The organism is Brucepastera parasyntrophica (assembly GCF_022376835.1).
Taxonomy (GTDB): Bacteria; Spirochaetota; Spirochaetia; order Treponematales; family Treponemataceae; genus Brucepastera; species Brucepastera parasyntrophica.
In genome coordinates, this window is the sequence record NZ_CP084606.1 from 2317906 (window position 1) to 2332721 (window position 14816).

Here is a 14816-nt window from a genome sequence, read left to right on the forward strand (position 1 = left end):
TTAAAGGCAAAGCCCCGCTATGCTGGATTTATGCATGTATTTTTTATAGTGCTGATTTCCTTTTTGCCGGTATGCATCTGGTCGGCATATGGAATAAAATCCGGATATATAACCATTCAGACAGCTGCGGTTGACATTCTGCGCGGGCTGGCTGCTGTAATTGCGGCTGTATCTCTGGGCTTTATACTCGCCGTTATTTTCAGGCGGTTCCCGCGTGTAAAAGATGATCCTGTCTTTCAGTTATTCTTCATATATATAATGCAGACTGCGCTGATAGAGGAAGGATGCAAGATGGCGGCCAGCCGTCTGTTTTTTTCTGCCGGAACTTCCGCAACGCCTGTAAAAAGATTTTTTGTTCACGCTGTTCTTGTGTCCCTTTCTTTTGCCGCGTTCGAGAATCTTGCCTATGCTTTTCAGACGCCGTCCGTAACCTTTCTGCGCCTGATAACCGCTGTACCGGTCCATGCAGCCTGCGGCCTGCTCGCCGCAAACTGGATTATCAGACATGAGCGGAAAAGCACTGATGACAGCGTGTATCAGGGTAAAATAAAGCACTCCGCCGCAGAGCAGCGGAGTGCTTTTCTCTCCCGTGGAATTGGTCTCGGGTTTAATACCATAGAACCTATAAAAACTGCCGCAGATCAGCAGGGTATTAAACCCTCGCCTCGAATAAAAGGCCGCTGGGATTTTTTTATTGCGGTGATTCTCCATGGCCTGTATTCATTTTCCATGCCCCTGGGCGGTTTCAGGACGGTACTGGCTTTTGCAATTATCGCTGCGCTGGTATGTTATGCGTACTATGTGTGGAAACAGGCGGACCGGCCGTAAATGAACCGCTTTGTTGTTTGGGGAAACGGTGAGGACACTCTCTATACCCTGATGCCGCCGGATTTTTTTTCCGGCATGTGCGGCGGGCAGGGTATCTGCGGCAAATGCCGTGTAACTTTTCTTTCGAAACCTCCCGCACCGGCTGAAAAGGAGAGGGAATTTCTCGGGACTGAAGAACTGGAAGCTGGCGTCAGACTGGCCTGTTTTTGCCGGCCCGGGAAAAACAGCCATACAATTGCTGTTCCCGAAATCCATTCTCCGGGGCTTTCCGGCAAAGAAAAAAGCATACGCAGGGAACAGTCCGCACCGCGCGATGGAGATTGCGGAATAGCTATTGATATAGGGACAACAACCATTTCCATGCAATTACTGGCAGTTCCCGGAGGGATTGTGCTTGCAGGGAACTCATACCTGAACAGCCAGCGGTATTTCGGCGCTGATGTAATTTCCCGGCTCAAGGCGTCTTCCGAAGGAAAGGAAACCCGGCTCGGAGAAATGCTCCGGTCTGATATACTGCGGGGAATAGAAAAAATACTTGACGATGCGGAAATCCTTCCGTACAGAATTGTCCGGATTGTGATAGCCGCCAATACGGTTATGGACCATTTTCTGCTTGGGCTGCCTGTTGCCAGGCTGGGGACGGCCCCCTTTACGCCTTACAGGCTTGAGTTTCCGGCCGGACGGTTTGACGAGATTTTTAAATCCGGAGAGCGGGACTCCCCGCTTAATGCTGTTCCGGTACAGCTTATGCCATGCATAAGCACATTCATCGGCGGCGATATTGTGTCGGGCCTGGCTGCGCTGAATATTACGGAAATGGAAGGACCTGTTCTTTTTGCTGATATAGGAACCAACGCCGAAATGGTACTGTCGTACCGGGGCGTCCTGCTATGCTGTTCGGCGGCGGCAGGACCCGCTTTTGAGGGCGGCCTTTCCTGCGGGACAGGGACGGTCCCCGGCGCTGTGTATTCTGTTTCACTCGAGAATGACCGCTTTGTCTATGAGTATTTTGAAAATGACGGTAAAATTTCCGGACCGCAGGGGCTGTGCGGTTCAGGAGTGATTGATTTTGTCGCTGAGTCAGTCCGGGCCGGTCTGATTGATGGCTATGGTATTCCCGCTCCTGTTTTGACGGACAGGGGATACTGCTCGATTCCCCCGGAAAAATACGGCTGACCGCCGGCGATATCCGCCAGGTCCTGCTGGCAAAGGCAGCTATCCGGGCGGGTATCCAAGTCCTGATGGATACCGCCGGAATTGCCGCCTCCGATATTGCCGCCGTGTATCTTGCCGGAAGTTTCGGATACCACCTGAGGGAATCCTCCGTGCTGGAAATAGGACTGTTCCCGGAAGAATTTTCCGGGCGCATTTTTTCCGCCGGAAATACTTCACTGGCCGGTGCCGCGGGTGTTCTCTCGGGATATGTCCCTGAACGGCTTTTTGAAAAAATAACCGGGACAAGCCAGCAGATATCCCTCGCGGATAATCCTTTGTTTAACTCCTGTTTTCTGGACTTTATGAAATTCTGATTTTACGGCCCGCCGGAGTCCGGCATTTTCCATCGGAAAAAATCACCTGACAGGACCCAATAGAAATTCTTACACAATACAGTGTGTAGGATATGTTTTTTTACACATTGTATTGTGTAAAAAAAACAGCCTGCGTATTTCCGTGAATACGTTACGGCAGTCTTACACATACTAATGTGTAGATGTGTTATTCTTTACACATTATATTGTGTGAAAAAAAATGGTCTGCACATCACCGTATGTATGTCTCAGTTTTTACTGTTTGCCGGCCAGACGCCGGCGATTGAAGCGGAAAGCGCGGTGTCGTGAGTTGGGAAGCTCACCGCATCCGGTAAGTTTCCCAACTCCTTGGCAGGGGCCCGGAAAACCGGGGAACAGGAAGGCCTTTTTCCGTAACAAAGGCCTCTGGGAATTGCGTCCGAGGCCCGTCCTGACTGCTGACAAAGCTTCCTGTTTTGTGTATAGTATTTCTGACTGATACAGTCAGAAATCCGAAAACGTTTTTGTTTTTGGCATTATTCAAGGAGGCATCTATGCAGGAAATTCTCGATCTTTTACAAAATGACGCACGTTTATCAGCGGAAGATATTGCCGCAATGACAAAAAAATCCGTAGCAGAGGTTGCCGCCTGTATCGCCAAGCTGGAAAAAGACGGAGTTATTCTTAAATATACGGCGATTGTTAATCAGGAAAAAATCCAGGCTGAAAAAGATATTGTCCGGGCTGTTATTGAAATCCAGGTTATGCCTGAACGCGAGCATGGATTTGACGCTCTCGCGGAACGCATTTACCGGTTTCCGCAGGTGAAGTCCCTTTATCTTATGTCCGGCGGATATGATCTTCAGGTGATTATTGAAGGCAAAACCCTTAAAGATGTGGCTTTTTTTGTGTCTGAAAAACTCGCTACCCTGAACGGAGTAAAAAGCACAAAAACCCATTTTGTTCTCAAAACATATAAAGAAAATGATATAGTGTATGTTGATGAGAAAAAGGACAGCAGGGAAGGAGTCAGTGCATGAACAGCAGAGAAGACCGCTTTTCGCGGAAAATTCTGACAACTCCGCCGTCCCCGATCAGGAAATTTTTTGATCTGATTATAGGCCATGATGATATTATTTCACTTGGTGTGGGTGAGCCTGACTTTGCTACTCCCTGGTGTATGCGTGAAGAAGCTTTTTACCATCTTGAACAGGGTCATACCTCGTATACATCAAACTGGGGCATTACGGAACTCCGGGAAGCGATAGCCCGTTATCTGACAAAGTATAATCTTCAGTACAATCCTCTCCGGGAAGTAATTGTTACCATTGGGGTTTCGGAAGCCATTGACGCCGTACTCCGTTCTATTCTCAATCCGGGCGATGAAGTAATTGTCCCGGAGCCCTGTTATGTTTCATATCAGCCGCTTGTGGAACTGTGCGACGCAAAACTCATCCGGCTCGATACCGCGCCCGACGGATTTATTCCGACCGCCCGGGCAATTGAAAAGGTCATTACTCCGAAAACAAAAGCCCTTATGCTTTGCAGTCCCAGCAATCCGACAGGACGGATGATCCCGGGCGAAGAGCTGGAAAAAATAGCCGAAGTTGTTAAGAAGCATAAAATCTGGGTTCTTTCCGACGAGGTATACTGCGAACTTGTATATGACGGAAGAAAACATGTTTCCATAGGTTCCTTTCCCGGAATGAAGGACTACGCTGTTGTGCTGAACGGGTTTTCAAAGGCCTTTGCCATGACCGGCTGGCGGATAGGATATCTTGCCTGTTCGGCGGAACTGATGGCCCTGGTTCATAAGCTCCATCAGTATTCCACAATCTGCGCCCCAATCATGAGCCAGTATGCCGCCCTTGAGGGCCTCCGCCACGGCGAGGATGAAGTTGAAAAAATGCGGGTTTCCTATCAGCAGCGAAGGAACCTGATGATGAAAGGTTTTGCCGATATGGGACTGCCGGTGACGGAACCTGAAGGAGCCTTCTACATTTTTCCCGACATCCGCAAAGCCGGCCTGTCTTCCGAAGATTTTGCGACAAAGCTGATCCAGGATTACAAGGTCGCCGTGGTACCCGGTACCGCCTTTGGCGCCGGAGCGGAAGGATTTGTCCGCTGCTGCTATGCGACAGAAATCGGCAAACTGAAAGAGGCTCTCCGTCGCATGAAGCTTATGTTCGATGGCAAGCCCCTGGATTGATATCTTCTACCGGATGTGTATACACGCCCGGTATAAGAAATTGCGGATATATGTAAGCAGCATATGGTATTTAAACCTGTATGTGTATGAAAAACCGTTTTTATACACACAGGGAAATTTTATTCCCGCCATTACCAGAAATGGCGGGAAATCCGATTGTAAGCCTATGGAGTATATATGGAATTGTTTTACCAGACTGATTCATATTGCAGAACCCTGGAAACCCTTATTGAAAATATCGACACTTCGGATAACTCCGTGCAGTTTGAAAAAACCATTATATATCCGGGAGGGGGAGGGCAGCCCTATGATTTCGCCTTCCTGACCTGCGGGGACAAACGCTATGCGGTTTCAGGGACAAAGAAAAATGAATTCGGGATATGGTATATTCTCGACGCTCTTCCTCCGTCTCCCGGCGCTCCGGTAACCATGGAAATTGACTGGGACCGCAGATATGCGTTTATGCGTTCACATACGGCAATGCACATACTCTGCGGGGTTATATGGAGAGACTACCGAAAGGCCGTTACCGGCGGGAACATGGACATCCTGAAAGGAAGGCTTGATTTCGAGTTTGCCGAACTGAATAAGGATATGCTGCCCGAGCTTGAGCGGAAAGTAAATGAAGAAATAAAAGCCGCCCGTGAAATACAGATTATATTTGCCGATGACAGTACCAACCTGAATGAGCTTATACGGACTAAAGAAAATCTTATACCGAAAGGCGTAGACAACATTCGCCTTATTGAAATTACGGGACTTGATACGCAGGCGGACGGCGGGACCCATGTCAAAAATACCAGCGAGGTCGGCTCCATTAAAATTACGGACATAGAAAACAAGGGGAAAAACAATAAACGGGTGAAAATGGAAATTACATGACAGACGGAGACGTTATCCGCTGATAGTATTCTGCTTTTCGTCCTGAAACAGATATGTTTTTTCTGTACGATTTTCCCGGATATTTTTTTCACGTAGTATGTATTCAGAACGGGTTTATTATCCCGACATCGGAAAAAGGAAAACGAATGACAATTGAATATGCCCTGTCCAGTGATTATGGCTGGCTGCGAAAGCATGACCGGTATGTAGCGGATGAAATACTAAAAACAAAAATAGAACACAGGGAAATATATGTTGTCCGTGACGGCGACGAGATAACCGGATGGCTCCGGTATAATTTATTCTGGGACCATATTCCTTTCATGAATATGCTGTTCCTGCTTGAACAGTACAGGAATAAAGGAACAGGAAAGAAACTGGTACAGTTCTGGGAAGATGATATGAGAAAGAAGGGCCACGATCTGGTTTTAACCTCAACACTTTCGGATGAAAGCGCACAGCATTTTTACAGAAAGCTCGGCTACGTGGAAAACGGCGCGCTTAAATATCGGGATGAAGCCCTTGAAATAATTTTTTGCAGGAAACTTTAATACAATATCCTTTGTTTTACCGGTTATCTGCTCACACCGTCTCCTGCCGATGCGAATAAAACAGCGCTGCTGTATATTTTTTTTCCGGGCTTTATCCGGTAGGAAACTTCAATGCCATGAGCGCTGCCGTTTTTTATCAATATCTTTGTCCCAACAATTTCAACGCCATGGATTTGGTTTTTTTCTTTTATTTCAGTACATAGGGTGTTAGCGGCAGCAATACTGTTTTCCCAGTACGGGAAAACTTCATGCTCTATCCTGTCCCGTAATTGCTGATCACAGTATAAGCTGATCCACGCTTCACGCATTGAAATTAGTGCTGTTTCATTATTGCCTGCGCCGTTTATAAATGCCGCGCAGACGGCGCCGGTTACAAGCAATACCAAAACTATGGACACAAGGGTTTCAATAAATGTAAATCCTCCTGTCCCATCATCTCGCATATAATTCCCTGTATGTTTCCGAATTGCGTTCGGAAATAATCCGTTCAGCTTTGTCTCTGATATTTCCGCTTTGTTTTATTAATGAAGCGCCAATGATTAACAATGCTGACAGGACCAACAGGATAGCTGTTGAAGCAATCAAAGTGCGGAGCAGTATAAATCCGCTAGTTTTCCCATGATGAGATGTCTGCATTTGCTCCCTCTCCGCCTTCTTTTTTATCTGCGCCATAGGATTTTATACCGTACAGATTACCGTCCACGCCAGGTACAATATACAGATATTGATTCCCCCAGGGGTCCGGAGGAATATCTTTATACAGATACGGTCCGTTCCATGAACTGCTTACCGGCTCAATTACCGGTTTTATTCTGAGGGCACGCAGCCCCTGCTCCTCTGTCGGATACATACCACAATCGATATAATAAGCTTCGAGGGCAACGCAAAAGGAATCTATTTGCGCCTGTGCGGCCGCGCGGCGAGCCCGTTCCAGACTGTTAACTGCCATAAATCCGACTGAGGCCGTGAGCATAAGAACAATCGCGATAACAATAAGTGTTTCCATGAAGGTCCAGCCTTCATCACCCGAATATTGATAGTTCTTTTTTTTCATATTATATACCTCCGATAAGAGAAAAAATGGGTAGAACAAGCCTCCAGATCAGAAGGATCACAATAATTCCCGCTATCAGAATAAATACAGGCTGGGCTGTGGCTACAACATTTGAAACAATCTGGTTTGATTCATGTTCAAAGTAGGAATGAATTTGGGAAAAGGCGTTTTCGACTGATCCTGTCTGTTCCCCGATACCAATCCATGTGGTAATATAGTCGGGAAAAACTTTCTGTGTTTTAAAAGCCTGCGTAATAGGCTTTCCCTCTGCGATATCGTTTATGCTGTTTTCCAGAGCTTTTCTGAAAGCCGTATTCGGCACAACTTCTTTTGATTTTTCCAGCGCCTGCATAAAAGGTATGCCCGCCGAACAAAGCATTTCCATAGAGAAAGCAAAATCGCTGGTATAGAACGTTTTCAAAGCTGCGCCTGCCACAGGGACCCTCAGCAAAAGACCGTCAATGGATAAGGCAAAAGAGGGTGAGTAAGAGCGCAGTAAGGCAGCAAAAATGACTAACAATACTATTATGCCAATCGCCCCGAAAATGTACCATAACGAATTCGTAAACCGGTCAAAGCTGCCGCCTAATTGTTCTATGCCTGCCTCTGTATTGAATACTTCAAAAATTATCCGTATACGCGGCAGCACAAAAATAAGTATGAAAAAAATTATTGCGACTGCTGTAATACAAACCATGACAGGATATGTAAGAGACTGAAGGATTTTCTGTTTGACCTCCCGTTTCCGTTTGAGATATGCAGTCAACCTGGAAAAAACCTTTTGAACCGATCCTGTCATTTCTCCGATCCTGACCAGAGCTATATATAATGGTGAAAAGGATGGAGCAAAAAGCGACAACGCGTTGTAAAATCTTCCGCCTTCAAGAATTATGCGCTGCAATTCTTCACATAGCCAGGCAAGCCGTTTTTTTCCGCTTGTTGCCGCGCATACTGAAAGCGAATCCTGTATTGATAAGCCTGATGATAACAGCGCTGAAAGCGATTCCGTGAATTGCAACACCAGTTCATTGGTAATATGGTTTCTGATTTTATATTTCTGTACCCTGATTTCAGAATAACGTATGAGAATTAATGACGTCCCCTGAAAACTTCGGCAAAGCATTTCCTCATTTTCGGCTGTTATAACGCGTTCGCTTTCTTCACCTGTATCCGAAACTACTACGCAACGGTATTGCATATAAGCGCCTCACGCATTATTTCATTTATAGTAGTTATTCCTTCCGTGACTTTTCTGATCGCGGACAATTCCATTGTAATCATGCCGTTATTCAGTACATAATCGGTAATTTCCGGGCGGGACTTGTGGTCACAGATCATTTTTTCGATTTCATTATTCACGGCAAAAATTTCCGCTACTACTGTTCTGCCTGAAAACCCGGTGTAATTACAGTGTTCACACCCCTGTTCTTCATAAACGGTGTCGGAATGCACCCCTGCTTTTTTCTGCAATTTTTTGAATGAAGCCGGAGTCGGTATTTCTTTTTTGCAGCGGGGACATATCTTCCGGACCAAACGCTGGGCAATTACATAGCGGAGGACCGATGCAATCAGAAACGGTTCTATGCCCATATTTGTCAGACGGGACACTGCGGAAATGCTATCGTTTGTATGAAGTGTTGAAAGAAGAATATGTCCTGTCAATGCCGCCCGGAGGGCAAGCTCCGCCGTTTCCGTATCACGGATTTCTCCTACCATAATCACGTTTGGATCCTGACGCAAAACCCGCCGCAGCATATTTTCAAATGTCAAATTTATTTCATAGTTAACCTGTATCTGATTGATTTCATGCAAAACACGTTCAATAGGATCTTCAATAGTTATGATGTTTTTTGTTTCGTAATCCATTTCCCGGATTAGGGCATGAAGCGTAGTCGTCTTGCCGCTCCCGGTAGGACCTGTAGCAAGTACCAGTCCATTTGGGATTTTTACTGCGCGTCTGAGCATTTCAAGATCCTGCGGATAAAACCCAAGATTCTCAAGTGTCATTATCGAACCATGAACATTAAAAAAACGCAATACTATCGATTCCCCGTGTACGATCGGTACAATTGAAACCCGGAGATCATACGCTTCCGACCCGATAGTAACATGCATCCGTCCGTCCTGCGGCTGCCTTTGTTCCATAATATTCAGATTTGACATAATTTTTATTCTGCTTGCAATAGAAGGAAAAAGAGACGCCGGCAGGGTCTTTACAGTATGAAGCACTCCGTCCAGCCGGAATCTGATACGCAGAATATTTTCGAACGGGCCGATGTGAATATCGGAAGCATTTCTGCGGATCGCTTCAAGGCAGATTGCGTTAATGATATTTATGACGGGAGATGAAGGGGATATATCATTCAGCGAAAAATCAGATGTTTTTTTTTCTGAAGCCGCAAAAGGAGTACTGTCCAGCATATCGGTGCCGGCTTCAATAACATTTCCGATAAACTCTGTAAAAATACTGTCAGGAACAGTGATAAACTCAACCTGTTTTGGTGTATGGAAACTTTCAAGAAAACTTCCCGCCTCGCGCCGTGAACTCTCGGCGATAGCTATTGTTACTGTTGTTTCGGTTTCCGTTACCTTAACGGCCCGTGATGACCGGATGTAAGCAGGTTCGTATTGATCCGGACAGTCCCTGTAAGATGTAAATTTCCCGAGATCAAACGCTGTTGTTTTCAATATGTGATTTCTCCGCTTACATATTTTTGATAATAAGTCCGCATTCGTTTTTCCATGTCCAGCATTGTATTGGATGACTTCTCGACAAAAGGAATAAGATAAATCACAAGTTCGGTATCTGTGACCGTTATCTGTTCGGAACGGAACAATAATCCCAGCAGAGGAATGGAACCAAAGAAGGGGACGCGTTTTTCTGTAACATCAGTTTCTGATTGTAAGAGTCCGCCTATAATTATAGGCTGTCCTGATTTTGAGCGGACATGGGTGTTTACGGATTTCTCGGAAGTCGGCGGCGGATTGGATGTTGTATTGTCCGTGGATGTCGCCGCACCCTGCTTTGATACTTTGGCATTTACACTTACCGTTACCATTTCGTCACCTGATACCCAGCCTTTTATTTTAAGTACAAGACCGCTGGTTATTTCCCTTGTTGTTCCGGTATACAAACCTGTTTCCGCGTCAATTGCCACGTCCCTGTAGCGATAGGTATTGGTATTCTGGAATGTAATTTCTTCTTCCGAAATGGCATTCAGTGTAGTATCAACAAGAACCTTTGCCTTATCCATTCCAAGCTCCGCGTTTAAGCTGGCGGCGAACTGGACTCCAAAACTGGAGACAATATCAAAGTTGACATTTACCAGATTTGACAGGCGGGCAACAAAATCAGCGCTCTCGGCGGCATCTGTTTTCTGGATTGAAAAATCCGTTCCCCATTTCAGGTTGTCCGATTTTTGCCGCTGAATGACGAGAAGCTGATAGCGGATTTGCGGTTTTGGCTGATCAACCAGCATTATTTCCTTCAGAAGATTATTATACGCGTCTTCAGTTCCGGTAAAAAAACAAGCGATGTATCACCGGTGACGGCAAGGTTCTCCCGGACGGCGGAAGGCGGCAGATATTTCAGCAGCTCTTCACTTTTGATATAACGCAGCCTGATAGGGTAGGACAGATTTTTTTTATCTATCATTGATAGATACGCTGCTATCTGTTCCTCGCTGCTGGAGTCAACCTGCGTAACAAAAGACGCTGTCTTGGGTATAATAACAGGATCAAAAAAAAGCAGTGATTTTGGCAGGATTGAAACCGCATCGGCTATCCCTATATTATTCACTGTAAACATTTTATAATATCTTCCTTCAAGCGGTATATCAATTGACTGCAAAAAGGCAAGAATGGGATTGATTTCTTCTTCGCTTCCGGTTACAAAAACAGAATTTGAATTCCTGTCAATTTTTATGAACCCCGATGCATTCAATTCCGATGGCAGCATATTTTGTACTTCAGCCGCCGATATATGAGTGAGACGTACAGTGACATTTTCCTTTAGTTTTTTTACTATATCACGTCTCTGAATTTCAAAAATATAATACACGCCATTTTCAACTTTATAATCATAATTGACTGAATCAAGCAGAAGGCGGAGCAGCGATTCAAATGTTTTATTTTCATAGTAAATATTTTCAAGGATCGCTGTGCTTCGATTGAGGATCAGATATTCTTTATTTGCTTTTTTAAACAGCGTATCAATCAGGGTATTGAAGGCAACGCGCCTGCTGGAGACCGAGTAAAAATCATCAGCCGTATCGATCCGCACGTCACCGGCGGCCCTCGATTCATTTAACTGCGCCGGATCCCGCTTTATGTAGAAGCCTCCGCTTTGACTGACCAAATTGTATTCAGGATATTTAATCAGGATCAGTCGGAGGACTTCTTCCAGTGTAGCATCCTGTGTTCTGATAATCATCTTTTCGGATGGCAGTGAATCATATAGAATTGTTTTTTTTGCATTCTGAGACAGCTTTTTTACAATCAGTTCAGGAATTACTTCTTCAGCATCAATACTGATGAGACCGTCCACAGTCAACTGTATCGAAATGCGGCTTACATGATAATCAGAATCCTTCTTTATTACAAACAGGTTGCAGTATTCCGCGAATCGCATTAATGCGCTGTCAAAGTCCGAATCCGCGAAACGGAATGTAGCGTTTCCTGAAATGGTTTCATCCATTATGATTGATTTATTGGAAATTTCAGCGAGTGCCAGCAGAATGTCGCTTATTTTCTGATTTCTGAAATCAAGTGATATTTTTTCTTCAGTAGCTGTCTGTGCGAACAGCAGCGCAAGAGTTCCCGCCAGGAGCAGGACCGCAATATATTTTTTTTCATAATGCCTTTTTATATCTGAAGATTTTTCCGTCCCGGAAAACAAAATACGGGAAATATGTTTCCGCATGCCAATATTATTCTCTAATATCCGTATTTTTTTTCGCCGTTATCAGATATTCCCGCTGTAGATCAAAAGGTCCGGTTGTTTCTGATTTAAAGCCGGATATCTCCTGCTTTTTTATAACAGAAAGTCCTTATGTTTAAAATCCCGGAAAGAAAGGGTGCTGTATTCCAAAGTACAAAGATTTCATATGTTATCATTTTGTTCAAGTAAGCTAAAGAATCATATTCCCTGTCTGCCAACATTATAAATCATGCGAAATTATTGTCAAGAAAAATTATTGCAAATAATGTAATTTACGGCAGCAAAAAATAAAAAAGTAAAAAAATAAAAAAAAGTTGTTTTATATTAAAAGTACATATATACTGAGGCAAATGTATGAGAGCGGATTACCGGATAAAGGGAATATTTCAGCTTCTGCTCTTTTTATTCTGGCCATCCTGATGGCTTTTTGTGCCGGCTCAATGATGCTTCTGAGTTCTACAAAAAATTATGCGGCGCGCCTTCAGACAAAAGATAGTGAATACGGTAACGCTTTTGAAGTATTACACCGTATTCAGAAGGATATTGGAATTCTTGCGGAAGACCCCGCAGACAGTCCGCTGAGCAGCGGGCTTCAGACTCTGGCGGCCCGGTATGAAGGATACGGCCTGCAAATCAGGGATGTGTCAAGCGGAATACATATACGGTTTCTTAATGATGGTTTGTTAAAAAAGGAGGCGATACAAAGATTAATACAATTCAGGCCGGAAGAAAATATTGTACAGTATGGATGGGCAAACGCTAACATCATTTCTGAAGCCGCAAGAAATCAGATCAGACGGTCTTTTGCGCTGACAGATAATGAAAAACTGTTTCCGCTCATAAATACTTTTCCTGCGACCAACTTGCATTATCTTTCCGAGGAATGTCTTGAAGCTTTTTTCAGCGCATATCAAATAAAAAAGGCAAGGGAAAAGGCTGCTTTGATATTTCTGAAAACCAAAACAGAACTTGTAACAAATATTGAAGATGTTCTTGAAATAAAAAAAGATCATGAACTTTTCAATCTGATTGGTTACAAAACAACATTCTGGGAGGTAACATTTCATCATTCACGGTGTACTGTCCGCGCGGTTTTCTGCGCGATACCTGACAGAAAAAACGCCGGAAAGATAGAATCGTATAGATTAATTGAGCGGAATGTGGTATATGATTTTGAAAAGGAAACCGAGACCATTATCCGCAATTAATGTTAATAAATACTTATTTGTATAAGGAGGTTATCAGAATTAATTAATCAGGAATGTTTTGTGAAAACAGTCCAGTGGTAAAAATGTAAAAATGTGTTGAAGACTATAATATTTTGTGGGGTATATAAAAGATGATTTTAACTCAAAAGAACAATACGGTATTATTCCGTCCAACATTTTACATACTTCCATCGCCAGGAAGGGGGTATGAAGAAACCAATCTTGCATAAGTAATCTCCGGAAATAACATTTCTATTTTTTTCTCACGTTATTAAAGTAACGAATATAATAAGTTCCTTATAATAAATTTTTATGGGGTTTTAAGTTTTTTATGAATAAAAATAACTGTGTAGCTGATAGGCTGGGCTATTCTGTATTTAAAATTACGTTGCCTGATAATGTAACAAAGAATACGGCGGCTATTATAAAATCAAAACTCGTCTCGGTTTATCCCGGGCCTCTGGAGGATAAAGCTATCCGTATAATCCGGAATGGTTCCGATAGATCGAGCCGCATAGTTCTGGTTTCAACGAAAGAACAATTCAGAAAAAATCATAATTTAATATGTTCTCCAATAGTAACAATGTATTCCCTGGCCGGAAAAAGTGAAGAATGTCTTTTTATAGCCGACCGTTTTATTGAATATATCACTATAAAAGACGGCAGCTTTATTTCAAGCAGCGTCCGTGCGAGAAGCGAATATCTCCCGATTGATGAACAGATCCTTCCTCTTCCCGCGGGGATTACCGCAGTTATATCCGGTGACGACGATAAGGCTGTATTACAGCATCTGTTAAATGATTTGCCTGTAACTGTATTTGCCGATATTCCTGAAGGAATAAAAAGAAAATCAAGACTTTCGCTGTTTGCGCCTGAACACAAAAAAATAAATTAATTCTCCTGTCCCTGATTATTCTTCTTGCAGCAAGTTTCAGTATTCTTTCTTTACAGCGGCGGGCCGTGAAAATATCGCAGGCAATGCTTCTGGAAAAAAAACAGGCCGAGATGGAAATACAGGAAGCGCGTGAACAAAGGGAAAAGCAGCAGCGGCTTGCCGGTCTTCTTAAAGACTATAACGTTTATGCGGCAAACGCGTTGCCTCCGGTATTTGATGTCTGCAGATTTATTTTTTCCAGTATTGACCGTGATACGAAAATAGAAAATATGACCATATCAGGTTCGCAGTTTCAGTTTGATGCGCGCGGACTTGATGCAATCAAACTGTTGACGCAATATGAAAAAAATGAATTTATTTCTTCCATACAGCTGAATAAAGTTGTCATTGAAGAACAGCAGGATATTTTTTCTTTCAGCGGCATAGTAAAACGGCCCATCGCATATCCGGACGCTTCTGAAACAGTTGACAACAAAATCGCTTTTTATAAAAGCCGGATTGAGGACTATCAGCACGCGGACGCCGTAAGGCAGACGCGTTTGCCGTCTGAAATTTCCGGCAGAATAAGGGATATTCTTGCCGGAAAACGGTGCAGGACGGAAAGCATCCAGTATTTTATTACGGAATATGGGCTTGAGATCGAATATGCCATACGTGCGGCAGGCAATAACTTTTTTCCTTTCTGCAGGCTGTCTCAAACCGGGATGAACTGATTGATATTTCCTCAATAAGAATCCGGAAT

The 14816-nt window shown here is 44.0% G+C and carries 16 protein-coding genes; 10 read left to right on the top strand and 6 right to left on the bottom strand.

Translation table 11 applies throughout. The features are described 5' to 3' along the window. Positions 1 to 30 precede the first annotated feature (30 nt). The 7 genes from K7I13_RS11015 (at position 31) to K7I13_RS11045 (ending at position 5978) form a co-directional block, all read left to right on the top strand. Entirely contained in the window at positions 31 to 828 is a 798-nt protein-coding gene (locus tag K7I13_RS11015; protein WP_255945590.1) for a PrsW family glutamic-type intramembrane protease, read from the top strand. Next, positions 829 to 2004: an ASKHA domain-containing protein gene (locus K7I13_RS11020; protein WP_255945592.1), complete on the top strand. Its 1176-nt coding sequence runs from the start codon at positions 829 to 831 to the stop codon at positions 2002 to 2004. It abuts the gene before it with no gap. A gap of 41 nt (positions 2005 to 2045) precedes the next feature. After that, entirely contained in the window at positions 2046 to 2357 is a 312-nt protein-coding gene (locus K7I13_RS11025) for an ASKHA domain-containing protein (protein ID WP_255949302.1), read from the top strand. Between the two features lie 533 nt (positions 2358 to 2890). Next, positions 2891 to 3376, top strand: coding sequence for an Lrp/AsnC family transcriptional regulator (locus K7I13_RS11030; protein ID WP_255945594.1), 486 nt, complete (start codon positions 2891 to 2893; stop codon positions 3374 to 3376). Continuing rightward, positions 3373 to 4545 carry a pyridoxal phosphate-dependent aminotransferase gene (locus K7I13_RS11035; protein ID WP_255945596.1) on the top strand — a complete coding sequence of 391 codons (1173 nt, stop codon included), beginning with the start codon at positions 3373 to 3375 and terminating at the stop codon, positions 4543 to 4545. Before K7I13_RS11030 ends, K7I13_RS11035 begins: the two co-directional genes overlap by 4 nt. 177 nt (positions 4546 to 4722) lie before the next feature. Next, the gene (locus K7I13_RS11040; RefSeq protein ID WP_255945598.1) at positions 4723 to 5427 is read left to right on the top strand and encodes an alanyl-tRNA editing protein; all 705 of its coding nucleotides are present in this window, start codon (positions 4723 to 4725) and stop codon (positions 5425 to 5427) included. A 146-nt stretch (positions 5428 to 5573) separates the two neighbouring features. Beyond that, complete coding sequence (locus tag K7I13_RS11045; protein ID WP_255945600.1) at positions 5574 to 5978, top strand: GNAT family N-acetyltransferase; 405 nt, start codon at positions 5574 to 5576, stop codon at positions 5976 to 5978. A gap of 23 nt (positions 5979 to 6001) precedes the next feature. Here K7I13_RS11045 and K7I13_RS11050 read toward each other — a convergent pair whose 3' ends face one another. The 6 genes from K7I13_RS11050 to K7I13_RS11075 all read right to left on the bottom strand — a co-directional run bounded on the left by K7I13_RS11050 (position 6002) and on the right by K7I13_RS11075 (position 11953). Further along, positions 6002 to 6421, bottom strand: a complete 420-nt coding sequence (locus K7I13_RS11050; protein ID WP_255945602.1) for a hypothetical protein — start codon at positions 6419 to 6421, stop codon at positions 6002 to 6004. A 164-nt stretch (positions 6422 to 6585) separates the two neighbouring features. Continuing rightward, positions 6586 to 7032, bottom strand: a complete 447-nt coding sequence (gene gspG, locus K7I13_RS11055; RefSeq protein ID WP_255945615.1) for a type II secretion system major pseudopilin GspG — start codon at positions 7030 to 7032, stop codon at positions 6586 to 6588. Position 7033: 1 nt separating this feature from the next. Beyond that, entirely contained in the window at positions 7034 to 8230 is a 1197-nt protein-coding gene (locus K7I13_RS11060; protein ID WP_255945617.1) for a type II secretion system F family protein, read from the bottom strand. Further along, positions 8212 to 9720 (bottom strand): GspE/PulE family protein, encoded by a 1509-nt coding sequence (locus tag K7I13_RS11065; RefSeq protein ID WP_255945619.1) that lies wholly within the window; start codon positions 9718 to 9720, stop codon positions 8212 to 8214. The genes K7I13_RS11060 and K7I13_RS11065 overlap by 19 nt, the downstream gene beginning before the upstream one ends. Continuing rightward, entirely contained in the window at positions 9717 to 10511 is a 795-nt protein-coding gene (locus K7I13_RS11070) for a type II secretion system protein GspD (RefSeq protein WP_255945621.1), read from the bottom strand. The genes K7I13_RS11065 and K7I13_RS11070 overlap by 4 nt, the downstream gene beginning before the upstream one ends. 8 nt (positions 10512 to 10519) lie before the next feature. After that, the gene (locus K7I13_RS11075; protein ID WP_255945623.1) at positions 10520 to 11953 is read right to left on the bottom strand and encodes a secretin N-terminal domain-containing protein; all 1434 of its coding nucleotides are present in this window, start codon (positions 11951 to 11953) and stop codon (positions 10520 to 10522) included. A gap of 368 nt (positions 11954 to 12321) precedes the next feature. Between K7I13_RS11075 and K7I13_RS11080 the strand changes: the two genes are divergently transcribed. The 3 genes from K7I13_RS11080 (at position 12322) to K7I13_RS11090 (ending at position 14787) form a co-directional block, all read left to right on the top strand. Further along, entirely contained in the window at positions 12322 to 13179 is an 858-nt protein-coding gene (locus K7I13_RS11080; protein ID WP_255945625.1) for a hypothetical protein, read from the top strand. A 331-nt stretch (positions 13180 to 13510) separates the two neighbouring features. Then, positions 13511 to 14074, top strand: a complete 564-nt coding sequence (locus K7I13_RS11085; RefSeq protein ID WP_255945627.1) for a hypothetical protein — start codon at positions 13511 to 13513, stop codon at positions 14072 to 14074. Between the two features lie 65 nt (positions 14075 to 14139). Continuing rightward, positions 14140 to 14787, top strand: a complete 648-nt coding sequence (locus K7I13_RS11090) for a hypothetical protein (protein WP_255945629.1) — start codon at positions 14140 to 14142, stop codon at positions 14785 to 14787. The last annotated feature ends 29 nt before the right edge of the window (positions 14788 to 14816 follow it).

Excerpts from the sequence above, each read along its gene's own strand:
- K7I13_RS11015 (WP_255945590.1), top strand. The coding sequence starts at position 31 with ATGCATGTATTTTTTATAGTGCTGATTTCCTTTTTGCCGGTATGCATC.
- K7I13_RS11020 (WP_255945592.1), top strand. The coding sequence starts at position 829 with ATGAACCGCTTTGTTGTTTGGGGAAACGGTGAGGACACTCTCTATACC.
- K7I13_RS11030 (WP_255945594.1), top strand. The coding sequence starts at position 2,891 with ATGCAGGAAATTCTCGATCTTTTACAAAATGACGCACGTTTATCAGCG.
- K7I13_RS11035 (WP_255945596.1), top strand. The coding sequence starts at position 3,373 with ATGAACAGCAGAGAAGACCGCTTTTCGCGGAAAATTCTGACAACTCCG.
- K7I13_RS11040 (WP_255945598.1), top strand. The coding sequence starts at position 4,723 with ATGGAATTGTTTTACCAGACTGATTCATATTGCAGAACCCTGGAAACC.
- K7I13_RS11045 (WP_255945600.1), top strand. The coding sequence starts at position 5,574 with ATGACAATTGAATATGCCCTGTCCAGTGATTATGGCTGGCTGCGAAAG.
- K7I13_RS11050 (WP_255945602.1), bottom strand. The coding sequence starts at position 6,421 with ATGCGAGATGATGGGACAGGAGGATTTACATTTATTGAAACCCTTGTG.
- gspG (WP_255945615.1), bottom strand. The coding sequence starts at position 7,032 with ATGAAAAAAAAGAACTATCAATATTCGGGTGATGAAGGCTGGACCTTC.
- K7I13_RS11060 (WP_255945617.1), bottom strand. The coding sequence starts at position 8,230 with ATGCAATACCGTTGCGTAGTAGTTTCGGATACAGGTGAAGAAAGCGAA.
- K7I13_RS11070 (WP_255945621.1), bottom strand. The coding sequence starts at position 10,511 with ATGCTGGTTGATCAGCCAAAACCGCAAATCCGCTATCAGCTTCTCGTC.
- K7I13_RS11075 (WP_255945623.1), bottom strand. The coding sequence starts at position 11,953 with ATGCGGAAACATATTTCCCGTATTTTGTTTTCCGGGACGGAAAAATCT.
- K7I13_RS11080 (WP_255945625.1), top strand. The coding sequence starts at position 12,322 with ATGTATGAGAGCGGATTACCGGATAAAGGGAATATTTCAGCTTCTGCT.
- K7I13_RS11085 (WP_255945627.1), top strand. The coding sequence starts at position 13,511 with ATGAATAAAAATAACTGTGTAGCTGATAGGCTGGGCTATTCTGTATTT.